Origin of the sequence: Undibacterium sp. GrIS 1.2 (genome assembly GCF_040544435.1) — a bacterium.
Lineage (GTDB): Bacteria > Pseudomonadota > Gammaproteobacteria > Burkholderiales > Burkholderiaceae_D > Undibacterium.
Map to the genome: position 1 here is coordinate 33462 of NZ_JBEONP010000007.1, position 19005 is coordinate 52466.

General features: G+C 47.7%; 13 protein-coding genes. 5 read left to right on the top strand and 8 right to left on the bottom strand.

All coding sequences use genetic code 11. The annotated features are described in order from the left end of the window. Positions 1–323: 323 nt before the first annotated feature. The 6 genes from AAKU61_RS04410 to AAKU61_RS04435 form a co-directional block, all read right to left on the bottom strand. Positions 324–3401, bottom strand: a complete 3078-nt coding sequence (locus tag AAKU61_RS04410; protein ID WP_354330096.1) for an efflux RND transporter permease subunit — start codon at positions 3399–3401, stop codon at positions 324–326. Positions 3402–3413: 12 nt separating this feature from the next. Further along, the gene (locus AAKU61_RS04415; protein ID WP_354329979.1) at positions 3414–4679 is read right to left on the bottom strand and encodes an efflux RND transporter periplasmic adaptor subunit; all 1266 of its coding nucleotides are present in this window, start codon (positions 4677–4679) and stop codon (positions 3414–3416) included. Between the two features lie 200 nt (positions 4680–4879). Next, entirely contained in the window at positions 4880–6316 is a 1437-nt protein-coding gene (locus tag AAKU61_RS04420; RefSeq protein ID WP_354329981.1) for an efflux transporter outer membrane subunit, read from the bottom strand. 408 nt (positions 6317–6724) lie between these two features. Further along, positions 6725–7732 carry a tetratricopeptide repeat protein gene (locus tag AAKU61_RS04425; protein WP_354329983.1) on the bottom strand — a complete coding sequence of 336 codons (1008 nt, stop codon included), beginning with the start codon at positions 7730–7732 and terminating at the stop codon, positions 6725–6727. Between the two features lie 203 nt (positions 7733–7935). Next, positions 7936–8709: a bestrophin-like domain gene (locus AAKU61_RS04430; RefSeq protein ID WP_354329985.1), complete on the bottom strand. Its 774-nt coding sequence runs from the start codon at positions 8707–8709 to the stop codon at positions 7936–7938. A gap of 124 nt (positions 8710–8833) precedes the next feature. Next, positions 8834–10942, bottom strand: coding sequence for a site-specific recombinase (locus tag AAKU61_RS04435; RefSeq protein ID WP_354329986.1), 2109 nt, complete (start codon positions 10940–10942; stop codon positions 8834–8836). Positions 10943–11431: 489 nt separating this feature from the next. Between AAKU61_RS04435 and AAKU61_RS04440 the strand changes: the two genes are divergently transcribed. Continuing rightward, on the top strand, positions 11432–12742 hold the full coding sequence (locus tag AAKU61_RS04440; protein ID WP_354330098.1) for a hemolysin family protein: 1311 nt from the start codon (positions 11432–11434) through the stop codon (positions 12740–12742). A gap of 79 nt (positions 12743–12821) precedes the next feature. Here the strand turns inward: AAKU61_RS04440 and AAKU61_RS04445 are convergent, their stop codons facing one another. Further along, positions 12822–13694 (bottom strand): MBL fold metallo-hydrolase, encoded by an 873-nt coding sequence (locus AAKU61_RS04445; RefSeq protein ID WP_354329988.1) that lies wholly within the window; start codon positions 13692–13694, stop codon positions 12822–12824. A 95-nt stretch (positions 13695–13789) separates the two neighbouring features. Here AAKU61_RS04445 and AAKU61_RS04450 point away from each other — a divergent pair, with 95 nt between their 5' ends. From AAKU61_RS04450 to AAKU61_RS04465, 4 genes are all read left to right on the top strand, one after another. Then, positions 13790–14143 carry an ArsR/SmtB family transcription factor gene (locus AAKU61_RS04450; RefSeq protein ID WP_503012577.1) on the top strand — a complete coding sequence of 118 codons (354 nt, stop codon included), beginning with the start codon at positions 13790–13792 and terminating at the stop codon, positions 14141–14143. Between the two features lie 101 nt (positions 14144–14244). Beyond that, positions 14245–14694 carry a YeeE/YedE family protein gene (locus tag AAKU61_RS04455; protein WP_354329990.1) on the top strand — a complete coding sequence of 150 codons (450 nt, stop codon included), beginning with the start codon at positions 14245–14247 and terminating at the stop codon, positions 14692–14694. After that, complete coding sequence (locus AAKU61_RS04460) at positions 14691–15158, top strand: DUF6691 family protein (RefSeq protein WP_354329992.1); 468 nt, start codon at positions 14691–14693, stop codon at positions 15156–15158. Before AAKU61_RS04455 ends, AAKU61_RS04460 begins: the two co-directional genes overlap by 4 nt. Positions 15159–15244: 86 nt before the next feature. Beyond that, positions 15245–16048 (top strand): sulfite exporter TauE/SafE family protein, encoded by an 804-nt coding sequence (locus tag AAKU61_RS04465; RefSeq protein WP_354329994.1) that lies wholly within the window; start codon positions 15245–15247, stop codon positions 16046–16048. A gap of 215 nt (positions 16049–16263) precedes the next feature. Here AAKU61_RS04465 and AAKU61_RS04470 read toward each other — a convergent pair whose 3' ends face one another. Further along, a complete protein-coding gene (locus AAKU61_RS04470) occupies positions 16264–18990 on the bottom strand; it encodes a sensor domain-containing diguanylate cyclase (protein WP_354329995.1) in 2727 nt (908 codons plus the stop codon). Positions 18991–19005 lie beyond the last annotated feature (15 nt).

The following is a 19005-nucleotide window of genomic DNA, read 5'->3' on the forward strand; positions in this document are numbered from 1 at the left end:
ATATACATATTTTTATGACCCTTTAATGACATGCATTGCACAGCCATTGGAGGTTAACTTCGATTAAAAATCGTTTAAATAATTAATGGTACTTATTTAATGATATTTTTGATCTTATTTTTTAGCTTATTTTTAATCGTGTTTTACAGCAAAATGATCATGATTTTGCAGAGTTAAAATGCTTGCATTAAATATATAAAAAGCAGCAAAAAGTGCGCTGCTGCGTGAGCGCAAACCGACCATTAATACGATCGGCAGGTATCAATATTTTGTGACGATCACCGCATGCATGCGATAGGCGTGGTGATTTGCTGCGGTGATCGTTATTCGTCCGCAGCGGTAGTGGCGTGCGCTGTTTTTACTGTACGTCGCATTACTTTTTGTACAAGGTCGTCAACATAGGTAAATACGACTGGTACCACCAGTAATGAAAGCAGGGTGGAGGTAATCAAACCACCGATGACGGCGATTGCCATCGGTGCGCGAAAACTAGGATCAATGCCGATGCCCAAAGCAATTGGCAGCATGCCAGCGCCCATAGCAATGGTGGTCATTAAGATAGGGCGCGCGCGTTTATGTCCGGCATCTAGCAATGCAGCGCGACGCGACAGTCCGTTGCGACGTGCCACGATGGCATACTCGACCAGAAGGATAGAGTTTTTAGTGGCGATGCCCATCAACATGATTAAGCCAATCAAAGACGGCATAGAGAATGCGCTGTGCGTTAATAGTAGTGCGACAAAAGCCCCGCCTATGGATAAAGGTAAAGCTGCCAGAATCGTGACTGGTTGCATAAAATCATGGAACAGCAATACCAGCACCATGTAGATGCACAATACCCCCGTCAGCATCGCCAGCCCGAAACTCGCAAACAGCGTCTTCATCTCTTCGGCATCGCCAATTTCTGTGCGGATGACGCCAGCCGGAAGATTCTTTAAGCTTGGCAGGGTATCGACGGCATCGCTGACCTCACCTAAAGTTTTATCGTTCAACTCTATGGTAAAGGTGACGTTGCGTGATCGGTCCATTCTGCCAATTTGTGTCGGACCGCTGCCCATGCTTAGATCAGCGACTTGGCTCAGTAGCACATGTCCAGTTTTGCCAGGTACCGCGAGTTGGGATAACTGCGAGAGATCATTGCGTGACCCTAGCGGGAACCGCACTACGATCGGTATCTGGCGCTCAGGCAAATCCAATTTTGCCAGACCAACGTCATAGTCGCCGACGGTAGCGACGCGTATCGTTTCTGCAATCGCCACAGTGCTCACGCCGAGATCGGCGGCGCGGGCGGAGTCTGGACGGATAATAATTTCTGGCCGGAGCAGGCTGGCGTTTGAGCTAATCGCGCCGACGCCTGACAAAGTACGTAAATCTCTCTGCACTGCCTCTGCTGCGCTGTTTAAAGTATCGGGGTTATCTCCGCTTAACGAGAGTTGTAGTTTTTCTCCCGTACCACCAAGTCCGATATTGATTCGCACACCCGGCAGCACTTGTAATACCTGACGTAACTTGCCTTCTATCACTGTTTTTGTCTCGCTGCGTTGTGATCGGGGACTCAGCGTGAGTGTCAAATTGGCTTTGTTGACTGAGCTAATGCCGCCCTCGCCAAATGGATCAGAGCCTGCGCTACCGCTGCCGACAGAGGTATAAATTTTGGTAATATCTTTACGTTTTTCTAGAATTTTTCGCGCTTGTTCTGCCACAGCGAAAGTGTCTTTAAACGAACTGCCAGGCGGTAGTTCTAACTTGACGACGGTTTGTGAACGGTCGTCCGGTGGTACAAAGCCAGTCGGTAAAAATGGTACTAGCGCAAGCGATCCAAAAAAGAAAATGCCCGCCAAAATCGACGTCATCAATCGATGTTCCAGACACCATTCCGCCACCCGCATATAGGTTTGCATCAGCTTGCTGTCGCTGCTCGGATGCACAATAGGTTTCAGAAAATAGGCCGCCATCATCGGCGTTAACAAACGTGCGACGACTAAGGATGCCAGTACTGCCAATGCCGCAGTCCAGCCAAATTGCTTAAAGAATTTACCGGCGATGCCAGTCATAAACGCCGTTGGCAAAAATACTGCAACCAGAGTGAAGGTCGTGGCGATGACTGCCAAGCCTATTTCATCTGCGGCCTCCATCGCCGCTTGATAAGGCGTCTTACCCATGCGCAAATGGCGTACGATATTTTCGATTTCTACAATCGCATCATCGACCAGAATACCGACTACCAGCGCTAGCGATAATAGCGTTACGGTGTTGAGCGTAAAGTCAAACAAATACATGCCGAGAAAAGTCGGTATGACAGACAATGGTAATGCTGCGGCAGATACCAGAGTCGCGCGCCAATCTCGCAAGAACCACCAGACCACCAGCACCGCCAGCAGTGCGCCCTCAAACAGCAAATACATAGAACCGTCAAAGGATTCTTGTACTGGCTCGACCATGTTATACGCTTCGTCCAGAATTAAATCCGGATGGCTCGCTTGTAATTTGTTTAAGGCATCACGTACGCCTTTGGCGACCGTAATTTCGCTCGCACCTCGACTACGTGTAACTTCAAAACCGACCACCGGTTTGCCATCCAGTAGCGCGATTGAACGTCGTTCGGCGACGGTGTCTTGTACATGGGCGATTTGTTTGAGTTGCAGCCGGCGACCATCACTCAGGCTCAATTCCATGTTGGCGAGTTCGGCTGCGCTGGCGACGGTGGCGATGGTACGGACTGCCTGTTCACTGTTACCAATATTGGCGCGACCACCAGAGGCATCACGCTGCACTTGGACTAGCTGACGCGAGACTTCGGCGGCGGAGACATTCAGTGCCGCCATGCTGGCAGCATTGAGTTCAACCAGGACCTGACGGTCGACGCCGCCCACCCGTGCAACTTTGCCCAGACCCGGTACCGACATCAAGGACTTAGTGATCTGGTTATCCACCAGCCAGGACAAACCTTCTTCATCTAATTTGCCAGAGGCGACGGTGTACACCAGAAACGGGACGCCGGAAAATTCCACCTTACTGATCACAGGATCTTTCACGTCGCCTGGCAATTCTCCGCGCACGGTGCTGACGGCATTACGGACATCGTCTAATGCTTCCAGCATAGGTTTTTCCAGCACAAACTCGATGGTGGTAAGCGACATGCCATCTTGTACGGTGGAGTACAAATGTTTGACTCCCTGCATCGTGCCCAGCGCGTTTTCCAGCTTGCGGGTGATCTCAGTTTCTATCTGTGCCGGAGCCGCGCCGGGGAGGGATGTGGCGACGGTAATCATCGGCAATTCGATATCAGGAAAGTCCTGTATCTTCATCGCATGAAAAGCGAGCAGACCAGCCAGGGTCAGCAGAATAAACAGCAATAGCGCCGGAATCGGTGTTTTGATCGACCAGGAAGAAAAGTTCATCATGCGCTGGCCTTACTTTGGGCTGGAAGAGGCGGGAGTTGCACTCACCACTCTGACGATGTCGCCATCGGCCAAAAAACCAGCCCCGCTGTCGATCACTTTTGATGTCGCTGAGAGTCCATTATTGAGAGAACTCAGGATTTCAGTTCTGCCGTTTTGGGTTCTGCCGGTGGTCACCCGCAATTGCTTTACTTTGCCGATGTCCTTCGTTACGTCCTTGCTAGTGTCCATCACAAAGATACTGGCATAACCGTCACGCATCACGACCGCTGTACTGGGTACGGAGATCGCGTTGGTCTCAGCCAATACGAACGCACCTTTGGCAAACATGCCTGCTTTGAGATTATTCATCACGCCAGTTTTATTTGCTCCCTCCAGCAAATCCACATACACCAGGGTCTTACGAGTTTGTGTGTCTACCGTCGGTGCCAGCATTCTGACTTTGCCTTGAATAACGCTGCCATCGGTAGCGAACACGTTTACTTGCTGACCGATATTGATACGGGCACTGTCTTCTGCCGTCATTTCTGCGCGCCATTCCAGCTTGCCCTGGCGAATCAGACGAAATAATTCCTGACCGCTTTGTGCAACTGCGCCGATGGTCGCGCTGCGGGCAGAGATCACACCATCGTCCGGTGCAACAATGCGGGTTTGCTTTAGTCGTAATCGCGCCGATTGCACACTTGCCTTGGCGGCGGACATACGGGCAAATGCGGTATTTCTGGCAGTGGCATACTGGTTGATTTGCTGGATGCTGATGGCGCCGCTTTCTTTTAACTGCATCGCTCGTCTGGCATTGCTTTGGGCTTCCGCCAAGGTCGCTTCCGCCTCAGCCAGCATCGCTTCCTGCTGGGCGACTTCAGTGCTGATCGTCTCTTCAGAAAATTTGGCGAGCAGTTGACCACGTTTGACCTTGTCACCAACCTGCACCAGTAATTCATTAAGCCGTACACCGTTGAGTTCGGTGCCGATGATGGCCTCTTGCCATGCAGCGATGCTGCCATTGGCGCTGCTGCTACCGGCCCATGCCGTATTTTGTATGGTCGCTACCGTCACGCTGAGGGAGGGACGTACGGAACCTGCTGCAGCTGCTGCATTACCTAAGCCAACGGCGCTGGCGCCAAGATTGGTGTTGATGTCACCTTTGGCGCTGTGACTAGTATTGCCGGTCTGATCTGCTGACAAACCTCTTTTGGCAAAGACAAGGATGAGCAACATCAGTATCAGCAAGGCGCTGACGATGATGGCTGTTCTTTTATGATCGAGTACGTACTTCATATGCCGACTCCGTAAAATTCTTTTCTCTGCAATTCTTTTCCCTGCATTCACTCAACAGAATATGAGCATATAAATACCGGGAAATACAATATACTCCCCCATTATTTTTTTAAATATACCCTATTGTCCAATGATTATATGGACAACTTAAATATACCTGTAGGGAGTATTTATTTATATCAAAGTGTCTGCATAGGTATTTATTCTGTTATCGAGGTGGTTTTCCAATCACCACCGACCGCTTTATACAGCGCAATCCAGGCACTTGCCTGATCGCGCTGCAAAGATAATTTTTGTTGCTGACTGCTGAGTTGCTGACGCAAGGCATCTTCTTTATCGAGCACGCTATTACTGCCAAAGCGGACGCCTGCTTCGGCGCTTTCTAGTGATTTTGTATTCGCTGTTTCAATGGCAGCATAGCTTTGCAGATGCTGGTTGACGGTATTCAATCTGACTATTGCCTCTTCGACTTCGCGGATGGCGATCAAACTTTGCTGGCGGAACGCCGCTAGAGTCTCGGCATAACGCGCTTGCGCTCCATCCACCGCAGCTTTGCGCTTGCCCGCATCAAACAAGGGTAAATCCAGGCTGGGGCCGAACGACCAGCTGCTATCGCGCATCGTTTGGTCGCCAATGCGCACACCAAATACATTGATCGAGCCGAGTAAAGATATAGAAGGATAACGCCGCGCTTCTGCAACGCCGATCTCTGCCGCACTAGCGGTCAGGTTATATAAACTGGCGCGCAAGTCGGGGCGTTGCAATAACACTTTGGCGGGGACTGCATCGACAATAAAACTACTGACTTGCGGCAATTGCCCATGCCGTGCGCTCAACATCTGGCGCAATTCTGCCTCGGGCAAGGTGCTTAATACAACCAAGGATTTGACGAGTATCGCACAATCACTTTGCTGACGCTGTAATTGGGTTTGCACATTAGCGACCACGGCGGCTTGCTGTGCCAGCTCCAGCGGTGAGATAAAGCCAGCTTCGGCTTTGCGAGTTGTCAGTTGCTGCGCCAGCTCTTGCGACTGCAAGGCTCGTTGCTGTAAATCGGCTTGCGCTTCGCAAACACGTAAGCTGACATAGGTGTTGGCAACTTCTGCTGCAAGACTAATCCTGGCATCGTGCCACTCGGTTTCACGCGTATTGAGCCGCGCTACTGCGCCGCGGCGAGCTACCGATACTGCGCCAAATAAATCGACTTCCCACTTGGCATCTAGCCCCGCGATCGCCAGCGTCTGTTTGCTGGTTTGCAGTAATTGTGGATTGCGACCAGCCGTCACGCTGGCCGTCAGGTTGAGGCTAGGCCAAAGCGCAGCTCCCGCTGCTGCCGCATCGGCGCGCGCCTGTCCTATACGGGCGGTGGCTTGCGCCAGACTTTGATTTTGTTGCTGCGCAACTTGTTGAAGCTGGCTCAGCGTAGCGTCGTTCCAGCTATCCCACCAGGCAGAAAGATTTTGTGCAACATCCACCTTCTCAGACGGTGGTAAATTTGTTTGCCAAGTTGCGGCATTATTATCAAGCAGATGCTGATCTGGCTTAGGTGTGCTCAAACTACAGGCAGACAATAACCCGCTCAGGCACAAGGCAGCGACAGCAGGGGAGAAGACAAGTTTTTTGGCGCTTAAAGCCATGGAGTGCCTTGTAAAACTTGCAGATAAAGAGCTCGCAAAGAAGATGACGTAACCACGCAACTATTCACGTACACGCAACTATTTTTTAAATAAGCACGCAGACGATTTAAATTCAGATCAATCTCAGTTTCGAACATGCTTGGAAATACTTACTACTCGGTGATTCATGACCGAATTAATGAGTGCCATACTTTCTCTTGTTCGATAGCAATCTTAATGCTGTACCGACACAGGGATTGTGAATTGACTCATGGGAGAGGTCAAATTTTTTGATATAAAAATGACCTTATTTGCAGAATGTGTACCGTTTCAGACCACACTCGCCTGAAACGGTAGATGATTTACAGAGGAACAGAAAAAAATGAGGGTAGCAAATAAGTTCTAACTTACTGATGATCAGGCGCCGAATTAGCCTCTCAGCATTTTCAACTGCGCCTCAACATCGTCTTTAATTTTTTTCGGTAGCTCTGGTTTAAAGCTCAATGCTTTTTCAAAAGTGACTATCGCCTTGGCTTTGTCGCTTAAAGCTTGCAGACATTGGCCCATGCGATAGTAGGTATAGGATTGCGCATCGATAGCGAGAGCTTTCTCAAAAAAAGTGATGGCTTCTTTGTGTTTACCTTGCTCTTGCAGATTTCTGGCCATGCCATAAAAGCCGCCTTGCTTATCCGGGAAGCGACGTTGCGATTCTTGGAATACACGGGATGCATCCGCATATTTTTTCTGCTTTGCATAATTGCTGCCTAAACTTTGCAACAGATCGGCTTGCATATCGCTCAGCTGTTCTGAATTGGTAGCGTTGACTGACAAGATCGCGGCTTCAGCTTTGCTGAAATTCTCATCTGCGATATCCAGCTTGGCTTGCATTAAAGTGCCGGCTGCCGGATTGATTTTTACTGTCTCTGTAATGAGTTTTTCAGCTTTGCCTTTGCCGCCACCTGCGATGCTTGGCGCTTGCATGTAGTACTCCATCAAGGAGCTGCGTGCCTCTATATTTTGGGGATTGAGTTCGACTGCTTTTTGGAAGGCATCACGTATTTTGCTGGCATAACCAATCGCTGACATAATCCCGCCGCGCATGGCCTTGGTGCCTAATACTTCCCCCAGACTTTCTTGACAATCCGAGTTGCTTGGATTTGCATTAATGCACTGCTCAGCTAGCTTTGCCGCTTCGTCTAAACGACTTTCTTTACCCTCAATCAAAATCAATTTAGCTTTGGCAATTAATGCATCTGCATTATTCGGCTCTACGCTGAGTTTGGCGTTGGCGACACGCGCCACTTCATCATATTTTTTTGCTTTAAATAAAGGCGAATAGTCGTTGGCAAATGCGGATTGGGATACCAGTGCAGACAAGCTGATGGTAATGCTGACTGCAAGACTAGTTGAGACGATAGCGGCAGAAGATCTTTGCATGAAAATCCTTGATGTCGAATTGTGATGGGCGCGATACCCACGCAATGCTCAGAAGCTTGGGTACACGTAAAGATAAGGACATAAGGATAACGCGATCAAGCTCGTTTAGGTTGACGTTTTATTATGGATATTTTTAAAAAATTGCGCGACTAAATGCCATCATCTTTTTAACCAATACGCTTTTTACTCAGCTCCTCACCTATCTATTGCATGCTCTCCAGCACACTTTGCATAGGATGCTTGTTCACCTGAATTAAGCCGCGTTGTGGCCGGTCCAGATCAATGATGGAGAAAATGACTAACGCGACCAACAACGCAAATATGCTCGTCGCCATTATGTTGCGATGACCAATGGCGCCGCAGGCATAGCCGCTGAGCGCGGCTGTCAACAGTGCCGAGATAAACAGCAGCCAGAACACGGATTCAGGTACATGATTTTCTCGCGCATCATTTTGCTCTGCGCTGACATCAATCATGTCATTGAGCGCTTGCACAAACAGTGAATTATTCATTTGTCTTTCGCGCCGCAGTTCGCTACTGGCGATGCTCCAGATTTCTTGCTGTAATTGATTCGTGTGCTGACTGACTTGGCTAATTTGTTTTTGATTAATGCTGGTCTGATAGCTCGCCAGACGAATTTTGGTGTAGTCCTTTAATTTATTTTTGACTTGGTCGCGCACATTAGGATCGAGTAAATCAGCCCGCAAATACGTAGTGCCGATCGCATTAGCTTCTTTCAAAATAATATTTTTTCGCAGATCATAACGGGCGGAGGCCATCGCAAACGAGAACGCGAGTAACAATCCCAGCAAGGCCAGAGCAGCACCCATTAAAGTAGAAAACACGGAGCTGGATTGCTCATATACCGCAGGGTCATTACGCTTGCCGAAGCGGTAACTGATCTCAATCATCAGGAACAGACAGATCAATAAACTGAGTGCGATTTTCCAGGCATCGATTTGGTACAAAAATTCCATTTTTCTGTCCCGGTGGTGATTTGATAGCGAGAATATTTAAGGTCTCTGAACAAGGCTTTGTTCAGAGACCTGCGAGAGCTTAGATATATCGGTTGGCACTTAGCAAGTGCCAATGAGTTTATCGTCAGTGAGACTTGTGCTCAATCGGTTTTTGATCTGGTACCGACGCGGCATTAATGGATTGTGCCGATTGTTCCGCCTCTTTCGCCTCTTCATCCAGTGTCGCTGCAGTCACTGGATCTATGCCAGAGATTTCTTTTGGTGGTAAAAAGAAATCTCTGGTACCCGACCAAAACCGCTTCCACAGCATTTTATTTAGAGCTCTGCCTTGGCCAAAACTCACGCGCTTAGACCGTAAGGCAACCATCATCGCCAGCGAAAAACTCACGCCTAAATTGGTCAGGCCTACCAATAAAATACCCGACAGCGAAGTGACCACAACTTGCCAGGGCATATGGTTGTCCATCGCCGCTAGTGCAAAGGCAAAGTTAGCACTGGAGAAAGTGATATGGCGAATATCAATCGGTAATCCAAAGAACACGCCCAACTGACCTATCGTACCCAGCATCACACCGAAGAAAAAATTACCTGCTAATGCTCCCAGATTATTGCCGATATAGTTGGTCATTTTATGCAAGCGTGATTCGCCCAAAATCGCTCTTAACCAACGTAATTGGCGCAAGCGTTCTGGTATGCGCGAATACGCTGCTTTATTATCGTAATAGCCCGAAATCAATCCAGACAAAAACAAGCACACACCGGCAATCGCCGCATGCGGAAGTGCCAGACTGTGGATAGGGTCAATATCCTCTAGCAAGTGGTGGGCTTTATCGACCGTCACCATGTGGTGACCAGAGATCGCAAACCATGCCCAGGCAATCGCAAAGGCAGTCGGGATCGCAATCCCGACGTTACCGAGAATCGCAATAAATTGTGAACGTAATACTTGTACGATCAGCTCGACCAGTTCATCGAGTTTTTGCTTGCCTTTATCAATTGATTTGGCGATCAGTGCAGCGGTCATCGCCGGCTGTTTGGTCGCAATCGTAAAGTGCAAGACATGCACAAACATAAATCCGAATGAATAGTTTAGGCTATATAAAACGGCATAGCCAAACGGTGCCATGATCAATTTGCCAAACAGGATTTTGATCATCGCCATAAAGCCGACAATAAATCCCGCGCCCATTGCCGAGCGCATCATTTCGTACCATTCTTTGCGATTGGTCGTGACGTAATGTTCACCGCTTTTACCAGCATGCTCGGTGACTTGCAATGACAATAATTCGGTGTTGGTCTGGATTAGGTCCCGGATACTGCCGTTTTTGTTATCGGCTAATACCAGTTCTTTTAACAGCGCGACCCCGATCATCGCCGCAGATTTGGCGCTGCGGGTGTCCAGCAGTGTTAATAAAATCCGTAAGCGCTCGATACTTTGTGTCAGGCGTAATAGCAAACGCGTCAGGCTGACGGATACGCCTTGCATCGCTGCGGTACGTCTGATTTTGATTACGACTTCTTCACACTGCGTCAGTAACACTTCGATATGCAAACTGTCTTCGCGGCTTATTTCTTTATCGATTAACCAATCGCTATGGCCAACAATGTAATCGTTGATGGCGTCGTTCTGGCGTAAAAATGGCGATTCAAAACGTTCTATATCTGGATAATTTCTGACCAGTTCTGCCTCCAGGCCAATCGTAGTGATACGGTATGACAAAACTTGTACTGCGCTGAGTACTTCTTGCGTCATTGCGGCATAGATCGGACGTGGGTTGGAGACTCTAAAACCCAGACTCATGAATAACTCTAGCCAGACTTCATCACTGACACCCGATACCCAGCGATAGTCGTTGGCGTTATTAAATAGTTGACCGAACAGATCTTTAAGGTAGTCGTCATTGACCAGCGGCGGCAAAAACTTCTCTGCCAATTGATGCCAGACGGCACCCCAAAATCCCTTGTTTTGGGTAATGCCCGTGTCGGTAAACAGATGCACCAGTTTGCGGGTCGTGATCACTTGCGCGATGTATTCACGTAGGCTGCGTGCCCAATCCGGATGTTGCTTTAACAGGTAGCACAGCGCACGGATATTGTCGGTAGCTTGCCCAATATTGTGGACGCGAGGAGGGCGTAGCGCTGCGACCAGATCACGCAAACAATCTATATTTCGATAGAGTGGGTCTTGCTGTCTGATTTGAGAGATGCGAATAAGGATGCTGTCGATAGACAATGTTTTCTCCATTTCTTTCTTGCGGATGAGCTTTGTCGGATTCTATGTCATCTTGGCACGATTGCTTGTAACTAAGTGCCGTTAATTATGTGCGGAATTAAGCTCAGGGATGAGTAGAGAGCGGTCGCGAAACCAGTAAAAGTCCTAAGGATATAGTCCGAATTTTTCTGTACGCCAAGCTTGCAGCTACGGAATGCGACGTCTGACTATGTTCGCTGCTGCCAGTATTTTTATGCTATCTGATTTAATCTGACCGAGCCGGTTTTTTCTAGTATTTTCAATATACTCCCCAGTTTTTATTGAAAAATATGCCTATTGTCCAATAATTCTATGGACAACTTAAATATACTTGATCCGAGTATATATTGACGACCGTAGTAATTTTCAAGCGATACTTGCTAAGTAATCGCATATTGACACCTCAATTACTAGGCAAGTTCCCTCAATCTAGTCTACATTAGCGGTTGGTTCGTTGACAGAAAGTTTGTGTTGGATAATCTTTTGCTCGTAATCGCCGCCTTGTTTTTGGTGGTGTTGAATGGTTTTTTTGTGGCCGCCGAATTTGGGTTGGTCAAATTGCGTCAAACCAGAGTGCGCAGTATTGCCAAAACCGGCGGCGTGCGTGGACGCTTACTTGGTACCGTGCATCAACATCTGGATTCTTATTTATCGGCCTGCCAGCTTGGTATTACGCTGGCGTCTTTGGGTCTGGGGTGGATAGGTGAACCCGCGTTTGCCCGCTTGCTGGAGCCTCTGCTGGTTGCCGTTGGCGTCGTCTCGGTAGAATTGATTCATGGCATTTCCTTCATTTTTGCCTTCTTCGTCATCTCCTTTTTACATATTGTGATTGGTGAACTGGCGCCAAAATCGATGGCGATCCGTATGCCAGAGACCGTATCGTTGTGGACTGCACCGGCGCTGTATTTATTTTATTGGACGATGTACCCGGTTATCTGGGCGCTCAATGCCAGCGCCAATAAAGTCTTGACCTGGGTTGGCTTAGATGCCGCACATGGTGGCGATACACATTACTCGCCGGACGAACTAAAGCTGATTTTGCGCGGTAGCCATGGCAGTAAAAAACTGACGCCAGATGAGTGGAGCATCATGGCGCAGATGCTGGATTTTGGTGATCTGGAAGTTTCTGACCTGATGCGTCCATTTAGCGAAGTAGTAGCGATGCATAAGGACAAAACCTTGGCGCAGAATATGGAAACTGCGTATCGCAATCGCTTCAGCCGTTATCCGTATCTGGAGGCGGATGGCAAAACAGTCCTTGGTATGTTGCATCTGAAGGATTTATTTCTGGCGCAGCAAAGCGGTAAACCGCTAGACGAATTAAGCAGCCATTTGCGCTATGTAGAATTTGTCCCGCCAACCATGCCCGCATTGGAATTATTCCGGCGCTTTCGTAAAGGTGCGCCGCATTTTGCGATCGTCGGTTACAAAGACAATAAACCGCTGGGCTTTTTGACTTTGGATAATTTGTTAGGCGCTTTGGTTGGACAAATCCGTGACGAATTCCGCTTGAATGAAAACGATTGGGTCACGTTGGACGACGGTACTATGATGGGCAAAGGCAGTTTGCCTTTGTTTACTCTGGGCATTGCACTCGGTATCGACATCGATAGCGAAGAGGTTGAATCTATCGGCGGTTTAATCATGCATACCTTGGGCGACTTACCGATTGAAGGCCAAAAAATTGGTTTCCCACAATTTGATGCAGTAGTGAAAAAAATGAATGGCCCACGGATAGTGCTGGTCAGGATTTATCCTAAAGAGCTCGTAGAGAGCACATAAAACTGGTGAATAAATCTGGCGACGCTGCAGTAGAAAACTATATGTAGAAAACCATGTAGAAAAATATATGTAGAAAACTTCATATGCCATTCAGCGGGATTTTTAAGTAGCTAATCCCGTTTTCTTCCGCTGTCGGAAAAGCACCAGCACGGATATTGATTTGCACCGACGGCAAAATTAATATTGGCATCTCTAAACCCGCATCGCGCTTGTTGCGCATTGCTACAAACGCGGCCTCACTGATGCCGTCATGTACGTGAATGTTATTAATCCTTTGCTCGGCCACACTGGTTTCTAAGCGGATTGCGCGGTTGGTCGGTGGGTAGTCGTGGCACATCATGAGGCGTGTCGATTCCGGCAGTGATAATAGTTTTTGGATAGAGCGATACAGTAAGTGCGCATCGCCATCAGGGAAGTCGCAACGCGCCGTGCCGACATCGGGCATAAATAAAGTGTCGCCGACAAAAACCATATCGCCGATCTGGTATGCCATATCTGCTGGGGTGTGGCCAGGCACATATAAGGCCTTGGCGGTCAAACTGCCGATCTGGAATTCTTCATTCTCCTCAAACAGCACATCAAATTGCGAACCATCAACCGCGAAGTCCGGCTCCAGATGGAATAGCTTTTTAAATACCGTTTGTACCTGACGGATATGTGCGCCAATCGCAATTTTTCCGCCTAACTGCTGGCGCAAATAATGTGCAGCCGATAAGTGATCGGCATGCGCGTGGGTTTCTAATATCCAATCAAGTTGTAATTGCTGGCTACGAATAAATTCCACAATCTGATCTGCACCTGCGGTACTGGTGCGCCCGGATTTGGGATCGTAATTGAGGACGCTGTCGATCACGGCAGCATGACCGCCAGTTTTGCCTGCTACCTTATCAAAGACCACATAAGTCGCGGTGCAAGTGGTGGCATCAAAGAAGCTTTGAAATTGCACGGACATGATTTCCTCATTCCTAATGATTGGGGATAAATATTCTTTTGACTTACATAATATCAAATTATATAATGTAATCAAGTAAATTATAACGAGCTGCTATGACTACCCAAACAACAGAATCAATAGAATCAACAGAGCCAGCCGGACATGCGTTTGATATTGCACAAATGCGCATCGCTGCACAAGCCGCTAGCAGCACCTTGCGTGCTTTGGGCAATGAAGATCGCTTACTGCTGCTGTGCCAGCTTAGCCAAGGCGAGAAGTCTGTCAGCGAGCTGGAAGAGCTGCTAGATCTGCATCAACCCAGCTTGTCGCAGCAATTGGGCGTGTTGCGAACCGAAGGTTTAGTCGATACGCGGCGTGACGGAAAGCGCATTTATTACTCTGTCGCCGACCCCAAAGTACTGCATTTGTTGCAGCTTTTGTATGATCTGTATTGTCCTAAGTCCTGAATATACTCAGGGTTAGTATATTTTAATCGTCTGGGTATTATTTGGACAATCGGCATTATTTTAAAAAAATATTGGGGAGTATATTTTATGAGACTATTTTTATGAATATTGCATGGGCCGTTTTTACCCCGGTTTCTGCTTTGCTTGGCGGCGCTTTAATCGGTCTCGCCGCATCGCTGCTGATCTTGATGAATGGTCGGGTTGCTGGCATCAGCGGCATCGTTGCCGGATTGTTGCGACCGGTGAGCGGCGATTGGTGGTGGCGCCTAGCGTTTGTGCTGGGTTTGCTGAGCGCGCCTTTGGTATATGGCGTATTTGCCACTTTGCCTATAATAAAAATTGATACTGGTTGGCCGTCCATCATCATTGCCGGTTTGCTGGTCGGCATCGGTACACGCTATGGTTCAGGCTGTACCAGCGGGCACGGCGTTTGTGGTTTGTCGCGTTTATCGCCGCGTTCTTTAATGGCAACCATCGCGTTTATGGCAGCCGGTTTTGTCACCGTTTTTATCCTCCGGCATGGTTTGACCAATTTAACCGGAGTTCTATGATGCCCCTATTTTTCTCTGGATTGGCGGGACTGATTTTTGGTCTGGGATTGATTTTGGCGGGCATGGCTGATCCGGTCAAAGTGCTTGGTTTTTTAGATCTGGGCGGCGCTTGGGATCCATCATTGGCCTTGGTGATGGCGGGTGCGATTGCGGTAGCCAGTGGTGCATTTTGGTTTGCGCGTCGACGTCAGCGTCAATATCAACACCAACATCAACAGTCGCTGCTTGGTTTGCCTATACATTTGCCGACTGGCACGCAGATCGATCGTCGTCTCATCATCGGTAGTCTGCTGTTTGGTATGGGTTGGGGAATCGCCGGAATTTGTCCGGGCCCGGCGCTGGTTTTGCTGGGTGGCGGCTTTGGCAAAGGCGCCTTGTTTGTGCTGGCGATGCTGGTCGGCATGCAGGTGTTTAATTGGTTAGAAAAATTCTATGCTTCTACAGCAAAACAATCTGATCAATAAAAACGGCTTTGCTTATTTGAACTTGGCTATTTGATCCAACCTCTATGACGCTGTTCACTTGATTCTACTCACCTGACTATACTCACATGCTCCAGCTTATTGCTTTGATTATTGGTGTAACCGTCGGCGCAGTCATGGGCATGACTGGTGCGGGTGGCGGCATTTTGGCGGTACCCGCTTTGGTTGAGGCAATGGGCTGGCAAATGCAGCAAGCCATGCCCGTGGCATTGTTAGCCGTCACCGTTGGCGCTGCGGTGGGTGCGGTAGAGGGCTTTCGAAAAAATCTAGTGCGTTACCGTGCTGCATTACTGATGGCCTTGATTGGTATGCCCTTAACCTCTGTCGGTGTACTAGCTGCACAGCGCCTCCCACAAGTCTGGTTGATGGGTTTATTCGCTGTGATTTTATTTTTTGTGGCGATCCGATTATTCAGCCGAAGGATTAATCCCGCTTCCGGTCAGCAATCACCAACCCGGGTTTGTATCAACAGTAGCACCGGGCGTTTTGAATGGACGTGGGTTACCAGCTTAGTCATTGCCTCAATCGGCGGTATCGCAGGTTTAGTCACGGGTTTATTGGGTGTTGGCGGCGGCTTTGTTATCGTCCCGATGTTGCGGCACTACACCAACCTCAGTATGCATGGCGCGATTGCGACTTCCTTATTTGTGATTGCTTTAGTCGGCAGCGCCGGGGTAGGTAGCGCTGTACTACATGGCGCGGTAATCCCTTTGCAGTTCACAACATTTTTTGTACTGAGTACGATACTTGGCATGCTGCTGGGCAGACGTGCTGCCAGATTATTCAGTGAGACGATGATACAAACTAGCTTTGCTTGTTTGTTGCTATCAGTTGCCTGTTTGTTTGCTTATAGAGTGATAGTTTTGCTTTAACCCAGATTTTCCATTGGAACAACGCCAGGCAGTTCGCCAAAGGTGCAATTATCGCTGTAGCGTTTCCACTCAAATCGCGGTGGTGCTATCCCTCTGAAGACCGCACGCCGTCTGCATTTTTTGCGAAGTGGTAGCGGTCTAATGGAAAATCTGGGTTTAACTCGCAAACCTCGCCAAGCATCGCTAACGAGTGGTGACGTCTACCTTTTCATCCGTTAAAGTTCAAGACTTCTAAAAATATTCCGTCCCGCTTTTTTAGCCAGATACAAGGCTTCGTCAGCCTTGTTCAAGAGGTCTTCGCCACTGGAATTTTTAGTGTTAGAAATCGCAATCCCGATACTGGTAGTGATGATTCTAGAGTTGCCATCAATATTGAAGGGAGTCGTCATTGCCTGGATGATTTTTGATCCTACAATTTCACTTTCTTCCTGGCTATTTAAACCTTCAAGAACAATCACAAATTCATCACCGCCCAAGCGCCCGACCATGTCGGTCTGGCGGATACAGCCCTTTAATCTGAACGCAAATTCTTTGAGGACCAGATCGCCTGCATGATGTCCAAGGGTATCGTTGATGGATTTAAAACGATCAAGATCAAGAAACATGACAGCGATAGACCGCTGATTTCGTGTTGATCTGGCGGTGGCTTCCGCTAGCCTTTCGTTGAGTTGGTTACGGTTGGGTAAGCCAGTTAAGGTATCAAATCTTGCTAGCGCGAGTAGTTGTGTTTCTATCGCTTTGGCATCGGTAATATCGTTAATTAATGAATTAACGCCAATTACGTTTCCAGCCTCATCGCGTTGCGGTGCATAAGTCGCTCTGTAATGATTAAAGATCCCAGAGATACTGATTTGCAATTCAAACTCTGTTTTTTCACCTGCAAGCGCAATCTGAAAATGTTCTGTGTGTAGTTGCTGAATTGGTTCGCTTAGCAATGACAAGACAGAGCGTCCGCGTATCTCTGCAAGTGGCAGATTAAACCAAGCTTCGTATGGCCGGTTCACAAATTGAAAGCGATCTTCTTTATCGATAAAGCTGACGAATGCCGGGATATTGTCTGCAATTGCACGCAACAATCCCTCGCTGGACTGCTGTTTTAGTTCTGCTTCTTTACGACCGGTTACATCAATGACCATGGTATAAAAACCGACCGTAGAACCATCAAGATTAACGTCAGGCACATATTCATATTGCAGATATCTGGCGAGACCGCGCTCGGTGGTAAAGCGCTCAAAAGAGACCGCTTTTCCTTTCAGTGCTTGCCGGATATTTTCCTTCAATTCCAGATAGGGCGCTTCGCCAAAAACGTCTTTGACCGTCTGGCCTATCATCATCTCAGAGTTCAAACCAGGGATCATGTTGTAGAACCGATTGCAGAACTGATATCGTTCATCCGCATCAATATAGCCTATCAGTGCGGGCACATTATCGGTAATCGTTCTGGTGCGTTTTTCACTTGCAGTTAATTCTGTTTGGATGCGTTTAAATTCTGTAATGTCCTCAACAAGTACAAAAAATCCATCGACCATTCCGTCTGCATTAATGTCCGGGACGTAGGTCACACGGTCCCATTCAACATTGCCGTTTCTTTGTGCCTGACGCTCATACCGTGTCCACTCCCCATTAAGGACTTGGTTGATAAACGGTTTGATTTGATGATAAAAAGCGGGCGCCGTGACTTCTTTGATGGTCTTGCCAATAGCTTGTTTAGCAGAGAGTCCAAACAGCTTTTCAACCTGCTTATTTACAAAAGTATATTTTTCGTTGTAATCAATGTAGCCGATAAAGGCTGACATATTGTCTGCGATTAATCGTAATTTATTTTCGCTTGTGACTAAGGCGGATTCAGCCGCTAGCCGTCTAGCCATCGCATCGTCAAAAGATTTGGCGAGTTCTCCAATCTCATCCTTGGGATAGCTTTTTGGAAGTAAATTAATATCAAACTCAGTATCTGCGGTAATGACTTTATTACGTAATTTTTGTAGCGGAGCTAGTTGCCGATACATAAACCACCAAGCAAGCGGCAACAGAATCACCAATAAAGTTATGCTGACAAAAATGGCGCTACGCTTAACTTCTATGATGGGACTAAAAGCTTCCTCAGACGGGTAAACGGCGGTAACAATCCAGTCTACAGATTTCAAGCGTTTGAAAGAAAATATAGCCTCTTGTCCCTGCCGCGTAGTGGACATTGTTGTTCCCTCAAATCCACTCAAAGCCATATCTAGCGATTTACTTTTGCCAAGAAGATCACTGGTGTTCTTTAAGATACGTGACTGGTCTGGGTGAGTTACAAAAAAGCCTTTAGCAGTCACGATATAAAAATATCCCGTAACACCAATTTTCTCATTAGCAAAGTTGGCCAAAAAACTGTCTTCAGTCAATTCTATGGTACCCAATAAGGTCAAGATCATTTGTCCCCTTGGATCAAAAATAGGAACGCAGATCACGACAATTGGTCGTCCTGAGACACCACTTTTTAATGGTGATGAAATGACGACTTTGCCCTCTGCAATGGATTTCTGAAAATAGTCTCTGGTCGATATATTTAATTTTCCGCGGGTTTCTGGCCTATCCATATTTGCGATTAGGTCTCCTTTGAGGTCGAAGATCGCAAAATTATCAAACAAGCCGTCGAGGCTATGTTGCTGTTCAAGAAAGCTTTGTAAGTTGTCGTTATCTCGCGGTACTGAGCCAAGGTCAACCGCCAGACGGATTAAGGTGCTTCTTCTCAATTCAAATTTTTGATCTATCTCATCTGCGGTATTTTGTATGAGACTTGACTGACGAACGTCGATGACTTTTTCTAAGGTCCTTTCAAATACGGATATAGAGAATACGGTGAGCAGGGCAAATGCCAGAGTAAAAAATAAGGCGACTGCCAAGGTTAAACGAGTTTTTACACTCATATCGCGCACTCGAATATTCGCTAATAAAGTCATAAGAACCTGTCCGGT

Excerpts from the sequence above, each read along its gene's own strand:
- AAKU61_RS04410 (WP_354330096.1), bottom strand. The coding sequence starts at position 3,401 with ATGAACTTTTCTTCCTGGTCGATCAAAACACCGATTCCGGCGCTATTG.
- AAKU61_RS04415 (WP_354329979.1), bottom strand. The coding sequence starts at position 4,679 with ATGAAGTACGTACTCGATCATAAAAGAACAGCCATCATCGTCAGCGCC.
- AAKU61_RS04420 (WP_354329981.1), bottom strand. The coding sequence starts at position 6,316 with ATGGCTTTAAGCGCCAAAAAACTTGTCTTCTCCCCTGCTGTCGCTGCC.
- AAKU61_RS04425 (WP_354329983.1), bottom strand. The coding sequence starts at position 7,732 with ATGCAAAGATCTTCTGCCGCTATCGTCTCAACTAGTCTTGCAGTCAGC.
- AAKU61_RS04430 (WP_354329985.1), bottom strand. The coding sequence starts at position 8,709 with ATGGAATTTTTGTACCAAATCGATGCCTGGAAAATCGCACTCAGTTTA.
- AAKU61_RS04445 (WP_354329988.1), bottom strand. The coding sequence starts at position 13,694 with ATGTCCGTGCAATTTCAAAGCTTCTTTGATGCCACCACTTGCACCGCG.
- AAKU61_RS04450 (WP_503012577.1), top strand. The coding sequence starts at position 13,790 with ATGACTACCCAAACAACAGAATCAATAGAATCAACAGAGCCAGCCGGA.
- AAKU61_RS04455 (WP_354329990.1), top strand. The coding sequence starts at position 14,245 with ATGAATATTGCATGGGCCGTTTTTACCCCGGTTTCTGCTTTGCTTGGC.
- AAKU61_RS04460 (WP_354329992.1), top strand. The coding sequence starts at position 14,691 with ATGATGCCCCTATTTTTCTCTGGATTGGCGGGACTGATTTTTGGTCTG.
- AAKU61_RS04465 (WP_354329994.1), top strand. The coding sequence starts at position 15,245 with ATGCTCCAGCTTATTGCTTTGATTATTGGTGTAACCGTCGGCGCAGTC.
- AAKU61_RS04470 (WP_354329995.1), bottom strand. The coding sequence starts at position 18,990 with ATGACTTTATTAGCGAATATTCGAGTGCGCGATATGAGTGTAAAAACT.